A 13,265-nucleotide genomic window follows, 5' to 3' on the forward strand; every position below is an offset into this window, starting at 1 on the left:
TGTGTGCGGACCGCCCGGGGCGGGCCCGCTCGTGGCTAGCCGGGTGTACCGGGATCGGGCCGAGGCGCGGCCGAACGCTCGACCTCGGCGAGGCGCCGCTCGAGGAAGCGTCGTTCAGGTGCCGTCGGCGCGAGGGCGATCGCCTCGCGGTACCGGGCGGCGGCCGGCTCCGCTCTGCCGGACCGGCGCAGGAAGTCGGCCTGCGACGCCGGCAGCAGGTGGTATCCGGACAAGCGAGCGGATGACTCGAGCGCCGCGAGTGCCGCAAGGCCGGCGTCGGCGTCGGTCGCCATGCCGATCGCGATCGCGCGGGCGAGTTCGACGAACGGAGATGCGCCCTCGGTGATCGCCATCAGTTCGTCGTAGCGGTGCACGATCGCCGCCCAGTCGGTCGCCTCTGCCGCCTCCGCGCGAACGTGCACGGCCTGGATCTCGGCCTGTACCCGATAGGGGCCGCGATCCACCGCAGGAATCGGGTCGAGCAGCGCGAGCCCTTCGGTGATGAGTGCTCGATCCCAGCGGTCGCGGTCCTGCTCTTCGAGGGGCACGAGCTCGCCGTCGGCATCCACGCGCGACCCCGCCCGTGCGTGCTGCATGAGCATGAGCGCGAGCAGGGACCGGGGTTCGGCGGTGTCGGGAAGCAGGTCGACGACGAGTCGCACCAAGCTGATCGCTTCGAGGGCGAGATCGACTCGCTGCAGGCGATCGCCCGAAGAGGCGACGTAGCCCTCATTGGCGATCAGGTAGAGCACCGCGAGCACTCCGTCGATCCGGGCGGGGAGCGCCTCGGGCAGCGGCACGCGGTACGGAATGCCCGCGTGCTGGATCTTGCGCTTCGCGCGCACGATGCGCTGCGCCATCGTCGACTCGGCCACGAAGAACGCGCGTGCGATCTCGCTCGTCTCGAGCCCGCCCACCGTGCGAAGGGTGAGCGCGACTCGCGACTCGATCGTCAGGGCGGGGTGGGCGCACGTGAAGATGAGGCGAAGGCGGTCGTCCCACTCGAGCTCCTGGTGGGCGGCCGCGATCTCGGCCGGGTCCGGCGGTCCACCGATGCGGCCGGCCAGTGCTTCCTCCGACATCCACTCCCTGACCTTTCCCGACTCGACGGCGCGACGGCGCAGCCGGTCGAGCGCGAGGTTGCGTGCGGCGGTCGTCAGCCACGCGCCCGGATTCGACGGCACGCCATCGCGTGGCCACGTGGCTGCCGCGCGCTCGAACGCCCCCGAGGTCGCCTCCTCCGCGACATCCCAGTCACCGGTCGTGCGGATGAGCGTTGCCACGACCCGCGCCCACTCCGTCTCGAACGCGGAATGAAGGGCGAAGCCGACCGCCGCCCGTTCGCGATTCAGAGGGCCGCTCCGATGGCCGCGTCGAGCGCCTCGGCGGCGGGCGGCTCGAGCCGCACTCCACGCTCGTCTGCCTCCCTCCGGGCGCGGGCGGTGTGGTCGTCGTGCACGTCGAACGGCCAGAGCGGACGCAGCTCGAGGATGCCGCCGCTGGCCATCGGATGCTTCGACGCGACTTCGATCGCCTCGGCGAGGTCGCGCACCTCGAGCAGGTCGAAGCCCGCGATCCACTCCTTCGACTCGGCGAACGGGCCGTCGCTCACCAGTAACTCGCCTTGCCGCCGGCTCACGAACGTCGCGTCGTCCGGGCCGTGCAGCACCTCGCCGAAGAGACGGGTGCCGCGGGCGTCCATCTCGGTGACCCAGGCGTCCGGATCGTCGCTCGCGGCGGCTTCGGCCGGAGCCGCTGCCGCTGCCGCTGCATCTTCGGCCGTTGCCGCCTCGCTGCCGCCGTCGTCGCCGATCACGGCGCGTCGCTCACTCGACTCGGCCACGACGAGCATGAGGTAGCGGCGGCCGCTCGCCGTGCGCTCGAGGAAGTCGGCCGGGACGACGCGCGCCGCGGGGTCGGCGTCGGGCCACCGCATGAAGGGGCGCACCTCCACTCGCCCGAAGGCGGCCGCGGGATGCCGCGACGCGATCTCGATCGCCTCGTCGAGGTCGGCGACGTCGATGATGTCGAATCCGCCGATCGATTCCTTCGACTCGGTGAAGGGCCCGTCGGTGACGAGCAGTCGCCCGTCGCGCACCCGTACGGTCGTGGCGTCGTGGTCTGGCCGCAGACGCTCGCCGTACTCGGACGCGCCTCGACGCCCGAGATCGTCGACCCAGTCGCCGATGTCGTCTTGCGCGGGAACGTAGGCGATGGGCTCGTCGCCCTCGGCGTAGAACAGTGCGTATTCCATGGTGGAATCCTCTCTCTCGGTCACGCTACGCAAGTACGACGAACGGCGACAGCCGTTCTCGACACTTGTGCCGTGATCGGTGAGATCGGGTTGCGTGGGCTGCGTCAGTGCGGCAGCACGAGCAGCACGCCGAGCACGACCATCACGACCGCGATCACGCCGTCGAGCACGCGCCACGCCCGAGGGCTGGCGAGCACCCCGCCGAGCAGCCGCGCTCCGTAGGCGAGCCCGAAGAACCAGAGGAGGCTCGCGAGCCCGGCGCCGGCCGCGAACACCCAGCGCAGTTCGCCGTGCGTGTTGGCGACCGAGCCGAGCAGGAACACCGTGTCGAGGTAGACGTGCGGGTTCAGCCAGGTGAGGGCAAGGCAGGTCAGCACTGCGGTCGCCAGGGTGCCGGTGGTGCGTCGCGTGAGCGTCGCCGTCGACGAAGCGGATGCCCCGGGGCGAGGGGGCGCCGCGGGTGTCCCGACCCGGGCGTCCTCCCGCCACGGGGCATCCGTCGTCTCGGATGCGTCTCCGGCCTCCCCGTCGGCGACGAGCGCTTCACCGCTCGGCCGCAGGGCGCGCCGGGCGGCGAGCACGCCGTAGGTGACGAGGAACGCGGCGCCCGCCCAGCGGATCACCTCGACGAGCCAGGGCACCGCCGTGAGTACGGCGCCGATGCCCGAGACGCCGACCATGATCAGCGCGAGGTCGCTCAGCGCGCAGATCGCGGCCACGACGAACACGTGTTCGCGTCGGATTCCCTGACGCAGCACGAAGACGTTCTGCGCGCCGATCGCGATGATGAGCGAGAGGCCGAGGCCGAGGCCGGCGAGGGCGGTGGAGATGAGCACGGGATCGACGGTACGGGTCGCGGCATCATCAATCCAGCTCAGGTTTCTGCAGCGCCATTAGCATTGCTTCAGATGGAGATTCCGCTCGACCTCGCCCGAACCCTCGCCGCCGTCATCGACGAGGGCACCTTCGACGCGGCCGCCCGACGCCTGCGCATCACGCCGTCGGCGGTCTCGCAGCGCGTGAAGACGCTCGAGCAGCAGCTCGGCCGCGTGCTCGTCGTGCGCTCGAAGCCCACTCGCGCCACCGATGCCGGTGCACCCATCGTGCGGCTCGCCCGCCAGCTCGCCCTGCTCGAGCACGATGCGCTCGCCGAGTTCGGGCTCGACGAGGCATCCGCCCGGCCGGTCTCGATGCCGCTCGCGGTCAACGCCGATTCACTCGCGACGTGGTTCCTGCCGGCGCTCGCCCGCGTGGCGGAGCGATTCCCGGTGGTCTTCGACCTGCACCGCGACGATCAGGACTTCACCGCCGGGCTGCTCGAGTCGGGCACCGTGATGGGCGCCGTCACCTCGCAGTCGACGCCGGTGGCCGGATGCCTCGTGACCGCACTCGGCGTCATGCGCTACGAAGCCGTGGCGACGCCCGCGTTCGCGGCGCGGTGGTCGCTCGATCGGCGTCGCGCTGGGTCCGACGAGATGGCTGCCGCGCTCGCCGCCGCGCCGCTCGTCGACTTCGATCGCCGCGACGATCTGCAGCGCGAATACCTCGCGGCCGCGGAGGTCGACCCCGATGCGCCGCCCCGGCACTACGTTCCCGCGTCGAGCGATTTCGCGAACGCGGTCAAGCTCGGCCTGGGCTGGGGCATGCTGCCGGCGTTCCAGTCGGTCGACGAGCTCGCCGCGGGTTCGCTCGTGCGGCTCGGCGGCGCACCGATCGACGTGCCGCTCTACTGGCAGCAGTGGAACCTGCGATCGACCCTCCTCACGGCCGTCGCCGACGAACTCGCCGCCGAGGCGCGCATCGCCCTCGCGCGGCCCTGAGGCCCGCGCATGCTGCGAGTCGGCGGAAATATGAGACGACGCGCCGCAGGCCGGCGGCGCGTCGTGCGGATCATCCGCCGACTCGCAGACCGGATGCAGCGGCGTCAGGTCACGCGAAGAGGCGCTGCAGGCGCTGCACGCCCTCGAGCAGGGGGGCGTCGCCGAGCGCGTAGCTCAGGCGCAGGTAGCCCGAGGGGCCGAAGGCCTCACCGGGCACGGCCGCGACCTCGGCCTGATCGAGGATCAGGTCGGCGAGCTCGAGCGAGGTTGTCGGCGTGACACCGCCCCATTCGCGGCCGAGCAGTCCCGAGACATCCGGGTACACGTAGAACGCGCCCTGCGGCACCGGCACGGTCATGCCGTCGATCTTCGAGAGCTCGGCGACGATCGTGCGGCGTCGGCGATCGAAGGCCCGGCGCATCTCTTCGACGGCGTCTTGCGGGCCGTTGAGTGCGGCGATGGCGGCGCGCTGCGAGATGTTCGAGACGTTCGACGACAGGTGCGACTGCAGGTTCGCGGCGCCCTTGATGACGTCGGCGGGACCGACCATCCAGCCGAGGCGCCAGCCGGTCATCGCATAGGTCTTCGCGACGCCGTTGACGAGGATCGTCTGGTTCGCGAGCCCCGGCACCGCCTCGACGATGGAGACCGAGCGCGGCGGCACCCCGTCGGCCTCGTCGGCGTAGGTGAGGTTCTGGTAGATCTCGTCGGCCACGACCCAGATGTCGTGCTCGAGCGCCCACTCGCCGATGGCCTGCACCTGCTCGGCCGAGTAGAGCGCGCCTGTGGGGTTCGACGGCGAGACGAAGAGCAGCACCTTCGTGCGGTCGGTGCGGGCGGCCTCGAGCTGCTCGACGGTGACGAGGTAGCCCTGCTCGGCGCCGGCGAAGACGTCGACCTGGCGCCCACCGGCGAGCTTGATCGCCTCGGGATACGTGGTCCAGTACGGCGCGGGCACGAGCACCTCGTCGCCCGGGTCGAGCAGCGTCTGGAACGCCTGGTAGACGGCCTGCTTGCCGCCGTTGGTGACGACGACATGGCCGGGCGAGACCTCGAGCCCCGAGTCGCGCAACGTCTTCGCCGCCACGGCCTCGCGCAGCTCGGGCAAGCCGGCAGCGGGCGTGTAGCGGTAGTTCTTCGGGTCGTGCGTGGCCGCGAGCGCCGCCTCGACGATGTAGTCGGGCGTCGCGAAATCGGGCTCGCCCGCCGCGTACGAGATGACCGGGCGACCCTCGGCCTGCAGGGCCTTCGCCTTGGCATCGACCTTCAGGGTCGCGGACTCGGCGATGGCGGCGATTCGGGCGGAAAGGCGGGGCTTCTCGGTCACGCGACCAGCCTACGGCGTGTGCCATGCCGTGTGACAGGGGGCGGATGACCCGAATCGACACGAACCACGGGCGATCCGTCCGGCTCGAGATTTCTCTGGGACGCGCGTCCCACTCTTGCTACGCTGCCCACGTGATGGCGCGAACCCGACGGGGTCTCCTCGCCGGTGTCGCGCTCACGGTGCTCGTGGCGCTCGGCGCCGGCGTCGCGGTGGTGCTCGCCGACGAGCTCGGCATCCGCAGCGAACCGTCGGACATCCCGGCCGAGGTGCTCGCGGCCTCGCCCGAGACGGCGCCGATCCTCCCGCCCGACTTCACGGCGATCACCGCACCGGCCTCGTTCCGCATGGAGCTCGCGGTCGACGAGCTGCGCGACGCTGTCGTCGATGCCGAGGCGACCGTGGGCTCGGCGACACTCGACGTCGTCATCGTCGAGGGCGCGAACGCAGGCGAGGGCGACATCGACGAGTCCTACCGCATCGAGGGCACTCCCGACGCCCTGCGCGTGGTCGCGGCATCCGAAGCCGGCGCCGTGCTCGGCGTCTACGATCTCGCCGCAGCCGTGCGCGACCGCCGCTCGGTGAACGAACGCCTCGGCGATACCGTCGACTCGCGGCTCGGGTTCCGAATGGTCGACCTCGGCGCCGTCGGCGTCACGGTCGACGAATCGGAGTGGATCGCCGGCGACGACTATTCGCACAACTCGAAGGCCTTCGCCGACGTCATCCTCGCCGACGCCCCGTACATCGATGAGACGGCCCTCGCGGCCGCCCGCACCGACTTCGAGACGTACGTGCGCCACGCGCTCGCCGAGGGCTACAACGCCATCGCCATTGCCGGCTTCGTCGAGTACCTCACGTTCTCGGGCGTCGGCGACGGCACCGAGGTCTACGACGCCGACGACTCGCACATCGCCCGCGCGCAGGCGATGCGCGATGCCTTCGGCCCGATGTGGGAGTACGCGCACGACGCCGGCCTCGACGTCTACTTCCGCACCGACATGCTCACCCTCACGACGCCGCTCGAGGAGTACCTCGTCGACCGCTTCGGCGGCCTCGCGACCGAGGACCCGGCGTTCTGGGACGTGTACGCCGCCGGTCTCGACGAGCTGTACGCCGAGATGCCGTATCTCGACGGCGTGCTCATCCGCATCGGCGAGGCGGGTCGCGTCTACGACCTGCCCGGCTGGGACTACTACTCGAAGCTCGCCGTCACGACGGTCGGTTCCGTGCGAGCCATGCTCGAGGCGTTCACCGCGCAGGCCGAGCGCACCGACCGCGAGGTGATCTTCCGCTCGTGGAGCGTCGGCGTCGGCGCCGTCGGCGACATGCACACGAACGACCACTCGTACGAGGCGGTGCTCGGCGGCATCGACTCCGACGCGCTCATCGTCTCGACGAAGTACACGCTCGGCGACTTCTACAGCCACCTGCCGCTGAACCACACCCTCGAGATCGGCGAGCAGCGGCGCATCGTCGAGTTCCAGAGCCGGCGCGAGTTCGAGAACTTCGGCGCCTTCCCGAACGACCTCGGCATGCTCTACCAGGAAGCCCTGCAGCGCTTCATCGAGGTGAACCCGCACGTCGAGGGCATCTGGACCTGGACACAGGACGGCGGCCCGTGGCGCGCGGGCCCGCTCTCGCTCGAGCTGAAGGCCGGCTTCTGGCAGCTCTACGAACTCAACACCGAGCTCGCCGTGCGGCTCGCGCGCGATCCCGGGGCCGATCCCGCCGCGATCACCGCCGACTGGGCGCGGCGCTGGTTCTCCGGCGACCCGGCCACCGTGCAGGCGATCGGCGAGGCGATGGCGCAGTCGCGCGAGGCCATCACCGACGGGCTCTACATCGGCCCGTTCGCCGACCGCCGGGTCTTCGCGATCGGCCTCGAGCCGCCGCCCATGATGTGGATCTTCGAGTGGGACATCCTCACCGGCGACAGCGCCGTACTGAACGTGATCTACGAGATCAGCCGCGACGAGCTCGACGAGGCGATCGCGGGCGGCGACCGCGCGATCGCCGCGGTCGAGCGCATGCAGTCGGCGATCGAGGCGACGGATGCCGCGAGCTGGCGCGATCCCGCACTGCGCACGGCGTTCCTCGACACCCTCGACTACCAGGCCAACACCTACGCGATGCTCGGTGACTACCGCGAGATGTTCCTCCGGCAGGCTGAATGGCACGACACCGGCGACCCGGCGGCCCATGAACAGTGGGATGCCGCGCGGCGGGCGTTCGAGGCATCCGCTGCCGCTCACGAGGCCGCCTACGAGGGCGACCCGTACCTGCCCGCGTACAACCTCACGGCGGCGGAGCTCGGCGTCGAGCGAGCCGTGCGCGACCTGCCCATGGCGTGGGCGGCCAGGATCGCGCTCGTGCTGCTCGCCGCGTGGATGGGCTACGGCATCGCCGCCGGCTACGCCAGGGAGCGATGGCCCGGCGCCCGCGCCGCACGTGCCCTCTGGGTGGCAGGCACCAGGCCGTGGCGCGCCCGCGAGGTCGTCGACGGTCTCGGTGGCCTCGACCGTGTGTTGCTCGTGGCCGTGCCCGCGGCGTTCCTCGTGGCGAGCCGAGGCATCCAGACCTGGTTCCTGGCACCGTCGCACCTGCTTGTGACCCTCGGCGGTTGGGCGGTGTTCGTCGGCGTGCTCTGGCTCGCCCTCGGCCGACGTTCGGCGTGGCCGGTGATCGCGGCGATCGGGGGAGCCGCGGTGCTCCGCGTGGCGCTGTTGCTCGTCGTGCTCGCGCCGACCGGCCCGGGCGGCTACTGGTTCGGGTTCTGGACGAATCCGCTCGGCCGTTCGGTGTACATCGCCCTCGCGTTCGCCGCATTCGGGTGGGTCGTGGTCGCCGCCGCGTGGGCGATCGCCGTCGAGCGAGGAAAGCTCTGGGCGACCGGTGCGGTCGTCGCCGGCGTCGGCGCCGTGCTCGCGGTGTTCGGCTCGCTGATCGGCCTGATCGGTCTCGAGGCGGCGCTCACCCGGTGGAACGACGAGATGGCGCTCTTGCCCTGGGGTCTCTCGCGCATCCTCGGCATCAGCGTCTACCTCGACATCCCGACCGACACGGCATGGTGGGTCGCGATCGCAGGTGGCGTGATCGTCGCGGTGGGTGCGATCTGCATCGCGCTGGCTCAGAGGTTCTGGCCGATGTCCCACAGCTTGTCGGGGCGGCCGTCGAGCGCCTCGGACACCGCGAGCGCCTGATCGTCGGAGAGCGAGGCGACGTAGTCGATCACGCCGCGACCGACCCCGAGCCGGCGTACGTCGCCCGGGTCGGGCAGCAGGACGCCGTCGGGGCGCGCCTCGCGAAGCCGGAGGTAACCGTCGGTCGCGATCTCGACGAGCTCCTTGAGGCGCTGCGGCACTCGCTCGCGATCGTGGTCGTCGGTCGCCCAGGCGCTGAGGCCCTTGACGGCTCGCGCCAGCACCCGGCTGAGGCCGCGCTGGTACATCACGATGTCGGCCCGGTCGAGGATGAAATGCCGGTGCACGAACTTCAGGATCTCGACCTCGTGCCAGGCGCGGCGATCGAGTGTCACGAGGCCCGAGCGCACGACATCGGCGGGCGCGGGCACGACCGATGACTGCAAGTGGCTGATCCAGCGGTTGGTGAACGACGAGAGCGCGCGCTCCGACGCGATCGAGCCGTCGAACGAGCTGGCGAGCAGGCCATCGACGAGGTCGTCGGCCACGACGTGCACTGCATCGGCGAACGCGTCGTCGTCAGCGATCCAGGCATCGCTGCGCTGCATCTTTCGACGCAGACCCTCGAGCGCACTGCCGGGCGGGGCGGCTCGTGCGGCGAGGGCCTCGTCGTCGAGTTCGCGGAGCTCTGCCCCCGAGGCCATCCAGCCGCGGAACTCCCGTGCCACGGCGCCCTGGCTGAGCACGCCCGCGCGGTAGAAGTCGTCGACGTCGTGGATCGAGTATGCGATGTCGTCGGCGATGTCCATGATCGAGCACTCGAGCGATTGCTGCATCGGCGGCTGACCGGAGCGAGCCTGGCCGAGATCGATGGCGTCGATGCCGTAGGCCGAGAACTTCAGCGCCTCGACCCCTCGCGTCGTGCGACGGAGCCCACGCGGGAGCGGGCCGTCGTCGAAGGCCGCGTCGTCGACGAAGCGCGTCCACGGATACTTGGCGACAGCGGTACGCACCGCTGCCGTGAGGTTGAGCCCGCGTGGCGCGGCTTCGCTGACGTCGAGCGCGGTGAGGATCCGGTAGCTCTGCGCGTTGCCCTCGAAGCCGTCGACGAGGCCGAGGGTTTCGCGGGCGAGCCGATCGAGCACGCGTTCGCCGAGATGCCCGAACGGCGGGTGGCCGAGGTCGTGCGCGCTCGCTGCGGCCTGCACGACGACGGCGTCGCAGCCGTGCTCGAGGGCGAACGCGCGGGTCGGTGCCGCGGCATCCGTCAGCTTGACCGCGATCGCACGCGCCACGGCCGTCACCTTGATGGAGTGCGTCAGCCGATTGTGGATGAGCGGCCCGGCACCGGGCTGGGCGATGACCTGGGTGACGGCCGAGAGGCGCGAGAAGTAGGGCGAGAACCGGATGCGTTCGAGATCGAGCCGGAATTGCGAGTGCTCCCCGGTGACCTCCGCGCTGCTGCGCGGCTCCGGAACGAGACGCGATGCGCGATCGATGGGCATGACTCCCAATCTAGGCCGATCGGTGCATTGGCGCGCATCGCGGGGTGCTGAGGGGGTCGTGCCCGAGGCGGCATCCGCTCGGCTTTACTCTGCCTTCGGCGTCGCATACACTTGGTGAGGTTGTTGAAGTCAACCAAGATTCTCTGCGCCTATTTTCGGGCTTTTTCTCGCGAAGAACGCAGTGGATCCGGGTGCTTCGACAATCGGTGGAACAGTCCGGTCAGCCGGTCGTTTCCATAGGGCGGTGGCTCAATTGGTAGAGCAGCGGTCTCCAAAACCGCAGGTTGCAGGTTCGAGTCCTGTCCGCCCTGCGAGCCGGCAGCGATTGCCGGCCCACGAAAGGTGTACGAGGTGGCACGAAAAGTAATCGACGAGCCGAGTGAAGACGTCGTCGCCAATGCGAAGCGCGATCGCGCAGCGCGTCGGAATCCCTTTTCGCGCGTGGCCCTGTTCATCAGGCAGGTCATCGCCGAACTCAAGAAGGTGGTCACGCCGACCCGCAAGGAGCTCCTCAGTTTCACGACTGTGGTGCTCGTGTTCGTCGTCATCATGATGGCGATCGTGTGGGCGTTCGACCAGGTGTTCGGCTGGGTCGTGCTGTACGTCTTCGGAACACCGGGGGTCTGATCGGGCCTTCGGGTTCGACGGATCCGGTTCGCCGCTGGCGCACCGGAGAAAAGGATTGAGAGAAGTGTCAAGGACTGAGCGCGACGACGTCGACTGGGCCACGGCCGCTGAGCAGTCGGCTGAAGACGACGAGGCGCAGACGGGCAGCACGCTCGAGCAGGCAGAGGAATCGGTCGAGCCGGCCGAGCACCGTGCCGTGCACGTGGTCGATGACGAGGGCAACGATGTCGATCTCGACGCCGTGCTCGACGCCATGGCCGAGTCGAGTGACCCCGAGGCCGACGCCGTGATCGACGACGCACTCGACATCGACTCCGCCGAAGAGGCAGAGGCCGCTGCAGAAGCCGTCATCGAAGAAGAAGAGGAGCAGGCCGACCCGTACGCGGAGTTCCGTGCCGAGCTGCGCTTCCTTCCCGGCAAGTGGTACGTCATCCACTCCTACGCGGGCTTCGAGCGTCGCGTGAAGGCGAACATCGAGCAGCGACGTGAGTCGATGGCGATGGCCGACTACATCTACCAGGTCGAAGTGCCGATGGAAGATGTCGTCGAGATCAAGAACGGCCAGCGCAAGATGGTCACGCGCGTCCGCATCCCCGGCTACGTGCTCGTGCGCATGGACCTCAACGAGGAGAGCTGGTCGGTCATCCGCCACACTCCCGGGGTCACCGGCTTCGTCGGCAACGCGCACAACCCGACCCCCCTTCGCTTCGAAGAGGCCTTCGGCATGCTGAAGAGCCTCGTCGAGATCAAGGATGTCGCGCCCGTCAAGGGTGCGAAGGGCGGCGCCGTCGCCGGTGCCACTCGCGCGATTCCCGCCGAGGTCGACTTCGAGGTCGGCGAGACCATCACGATCAAAGACGGCTCGTTCGCGGGCCTGCCCGGCACGATCAGCGAGATCAAGCCCGAGAGCGGCAAGCTCACCGTGCTCGTCTCGCTCTTCGAGCGCGAGACCCCGGTCGAGCTCAGCTTCGACCAGGTCACCAAGCTTTGACGCGAGCCGGATCAATGTCGCGAAGCGGCGTTGATGCGGCTCGGGGCAAGGTCGAGTAGGCGCGCCAGCGCCGTATCGAGACCCGCTCACGAGGTCTCGATACGCTTCGCTACTCGACCGGCGAATATCCGTTACCATAGATAGGTTGTGCGCTCGCGCGCAGCCGCACAGATCACCGCATCCCGGAACGGCCGGGTTGCGGGAGAGTGCCCCGGCAACCGGGGCGTTCGAACAGAAAGAGAGAAATCATGGCACCGAAGAAGAAGGTCACCGGTCTGATCAAGCTTCAGATCAAGGCCGGCGCCGCGAACCCGGCCCCGCCCATCGGCCCGGCCCTGGGTCAGCACGGCGTGAACATCATGGAGTTCTGCAAGGCCTACAACGCAGCGACCGAAGCCCAGCGCGGCAACGTCATCCCCGTTGAGATCACGGTCTACGAAGACCGTTCGTTCACCTTCATCCTGAAGACCCCGCCCGCCGCCGAGCTCATCAAGAAGGCTGCCGGCGTCGCCAAGGGTTCCGGCGTTCCCCACACCACCAAGGTCGGCAAGCTGACCCAGGCACAGGTGCGCGAGATCGCCGAGTCGAAGATGGTCGACCTCAACGCCAACGACCTCGACGCCGCGTCGAAGATCATCGCCGGCACCGCTCGCTCGATGGGCATCACGGTCGAATAGGCCTCGTCTCGTCGGTCGAGTGGCGCGAAGCGCATCGAGACCCGAGACCGGCGGATGCCACGCGGCATCCGCTCACCAGAACTCAGCATCCGTGGCAGCGCCCGCCAGGCGCAGATGACCACACTCTCTCAAGGAGAACAACATGGCACAGAAGTCCAAGGCCTACCGCGCCGCGGCCGAGAAGATCGAAGACGGCAAGTTCTACACCCCCAGCGAGGCCGTGGCCATCGCGAAGGAGACCGGCTCGGTCAAGTTCGACTCGACCATCGAGGTCGCGCTGAAGCTCGGCGTCGACCCGCGTAAGGCCGACCAGATGGTGCGCGGCACCGTCATCCTCCCGCACGGCACCGGCAAGACCGCCCGCGTCATCGTCTTCGCAACGGGCCCCGCGGCCGAGGCTGCGATCGCGGCCGGCGCCGACGAGGTCGGCGGCGCCGAGCTCATCGAGAAGGTCGCCGGCGGCTACACCGCGTTCGACTCGGCGGTCTCGACCCCCGAGCTCATGGGCCAGGTCGGCCGTCTCGGCAAGGTGCTCGGCCCGCGCGGCCTCATGCCCAACCCGAAGACCGGCACCGTCACCCCGAACGTCGGCCAGGCCGTCTCCGACATCAAGGGCGGCAAGATCGAGTTCCGCGTCGACAAGCACGCCAACGTGCACTTCGTCGTCGGCAAGGCATCGTTCTCGCTCGACCAGCTCGAAGAGAACGCCAAGGCCGCCCTCGAAGAGGTCGTGCGCCTGAAGCCGTCGAGCTCCAAGGGCCGTTACATCCAGAAGGGCGCCGTGTCGACCACGTTCGGCCCCGGCATCCCGCTCGACGTCAACGCCATCTAGCAACTGACGTCGAACGGCGCACAAGCGCCGTCTCGCACCAGCACGAAGGGCTCGCCGGTTCGCCGGCGGGCCCTTCGTCGTTCGCTGGATAC

The 13,265-nt window shown here is 69.6% G+C and carries 11 protein-coding genes and 1 tRNA gene; 7 read left to right on the forward strand and 5 right to left on the reverse strand.

The window, feature by feature from the left end:
* Positions 1–35: 35 nt before the first annotated feature.
* The 3 genes from H521_RS0102510 to H521_RS0102520 all read right to left on the reverse strand — a co-directional run bounded on the left by H521_RS0102510 (position 36) and on the right by H521_RS0102520 (position 3,084).
* Complete coding sequence (locus H521_RS0102510) at positions 36–1,283, reverse strand: RNA polymerase sigma factor (RefSeq protein ID WP_245560917.1); 1,248 nt, start codon at positions 1,281–1,283, stop codon at positions 36–38.
* A 65-nt stretch (positions 1,284–1,348) separates the two neighbouring features.
* A complete protein-coding gene (locus tag H521_RS26630; protein WP_342663047.1) occupies positions 1,349–2,254 on the reverse strand; it encodes a YciI family protein in 906 nt (301 codons plus the stop codon).
* A 104-nt stretch (positions 2,255–2,358) separates the two neighbouring features.
* Positions 2,359–3,084: a LysE/ArgO family amino acid transporter gene (locus tag H521_RS0102520; RefSeq protein WP_026481804.1), complete on the reverse strand. Its 726-nt coding sequence runs from the start codon at positions 3,082–3,084 to the stop codon at positions 2,359–2,361.
* A gap of 78 nt (positions 3,085–3,162) precedes the next feature.
* Between H521_RS0102520 and H521_RS0102525 the strand changes: the two genes are divergently transcribed.
* Positions 3,163–4,074, forward strand: coding sequence for a LysR family transcriptional regulator ArgP (locus tag H521_RS0102525; protein WP_022891461.1), 912 nt, complete (start codon positions 3,163–3,165; stop codon positions 4,072–4,074).
* Positions 4,075–4,183: 109 nt separating this feature from the next.
* Here H521_RS0102525 and H521_RS0102530 read toward each other — a convergent pair whose 3' ends face one another.
* Positions 4,184–5,401: a pyridoxal phosphate-dependent aminotransferase gene (locus tag H521_RS0102530; protein ID WP_022891462.1), complete on the reverse strand. Its 1,218-nt coding sequence runs from the start codon at positions 5,399–5,401 to the stop codon at positions 4,184–4,186.
* 134 nt (positions 5,402–5,535) lie between these two features.
* On the opposite strand from H521_RS0102530, the gene H521_RS21110 reads away from it, so the two are divergent.
* The gene (locus H521_RS21110; RefSeq protein WP_022891463.1) at positions 5,536–8,601 is read left to right on the forward strand and encodes a hypothetical protein; all 3,066 of its coding nucleotides are present in this window, start codon (positions 5,536–5,538) and stop codon (positions 8,599–8,601) included.
* On the opposite strand, the gene dgt is transcribed toward H521_RS21110, so the two are convergent.
* Positions 8,529–10,046: a dGTP triphosphohydrolase gene (dgt, locus tag H521_RS21115; protein WP_022891464.1), complete on the reverse strand. Its 1,518-nt coding sequence runs from the start codon at positions 10,044–10,046 to the stop codon at positions 8,529–8,531. The genes H521_RS21110 and dgt overlap by 73 nt on opposite strands.
* Before the next feature lie 238 nt (positions 10,047–10,284).
* Here dgt and H521_RS0102545 point away from each other — a divergent pair.
* The 5 genes from H521_RS0102545 (at position 10,285) to rplA (ending at position 13,173) form a co-directional block, all read left to right on the forward strand.
* Positions 10,285–10,357, forward strand: a tRNA-Trp gene (locus H521_RS0102545).
* 40 nt (positions 10,358–10,397) lie between these two features.
* Positions 10,398–10,673 (forward strand): preprotein translocase subunit SecE, encoded by a 276-nt coding sequence (gene secE, locus H521_RS0102550; RefSeq protein ID WP_026481805.1) that lies wholly within the window; start codon positions 10,398–10,400, stop codon positions 10,671–10,673.
* A gap of 64 nt (positions 10,674–10,737) precedes the next feature.
* Positions 10,738–11,664: a transcription termination/antitermination protein NusG gene (gene nusG / locus H521_RS0102555; protein WP_022891466.1), complete on the forward strand. Its 927-nt coding sequence runs from the start codon at positions 10,738–10,740 to the stop codon at positions 11,662–11,664.
* Between the two features lie 248 nt (positions 11,665–11,912).
* On the forward strand, positions 11,913–12,341 hold the full coding sequence (rplK, locus tag H521_RS0102560) for a 50S ribosomal protein L11 (RefSeq protein ID WP_022891467.1): 429 nt from the start codon (positions 11,913–11,915) through the stop codon (positions 12,339–12,341).
* A gap of 142 nt (positions 12,342–12,483) precedes the next feature.
* Positions 12,484–13,173, forward strand: coding sequence for a 50S ribosomal protein L1 (gene rplA, locus H521_RS0102565; RefSeq protein ID WP_022891468.1), 690 nt, complete (start codon positions 12,484–12,486; stop codon positions 13,171–13,173).
* Positions 13,174–13,265: the final 92 nt, after the last annotated feature.

The sequence above is a fragment of the Agromyces subbeticus DSM 16689 genome (genome assembly GCF_000421565.1).
GTDB classification, from domain to species: Bacteria; Actinomycetota; Actinomycetes; order Actinomycetales; family Microbacteriaceae; genus Agromyces; species Agromyces subbeticus.

Bases quoted from the DNA above. Each gene is read 5' to 3' on its own strand.
- H521_RS26630 (WP_342663047.1), bottom strand. From the start codon at position 2,254: ATGGAATACGCACTGTTCTACGCCGAGGGCGACGAGCCCATCGCCTAC.
- H521_RS0102525 (WP_022891461.1), top strand. From the start codon at position 3,163: ATGGAGATTCCGCTCGACCTCGCCCGAACCCTCGCCGCCGTCATCGAC.
- H521_RS21110 (WP_022891463.1), top strand. From the start codon at position 5,536: ATGGCGCGAACCCGACGGGGTCTCCTCGCCGGTGTCGCGCTCACGGTG.
- dgt (WP_022891464.1), bottom strand. From the start codon at position 10,046: ATGCCCATCGATCGCGCATCGCGTCTCGTTCCGGAGCCGCGCAGCAGC.
- rplK (WP_022891467.1), top strand. From the start codon at position 11,913: ATGGCACCGAAGAAGAAGGTCACCGGTCTGATCAAGCTTCAGATCAAG.
- rplA (WP_022891468.1), top strand. From the start codon at position 12,484: ATGGCACAGAAGTCCAAGGCCTACCGCGCCGCGGCCGAGAAGATCGAA.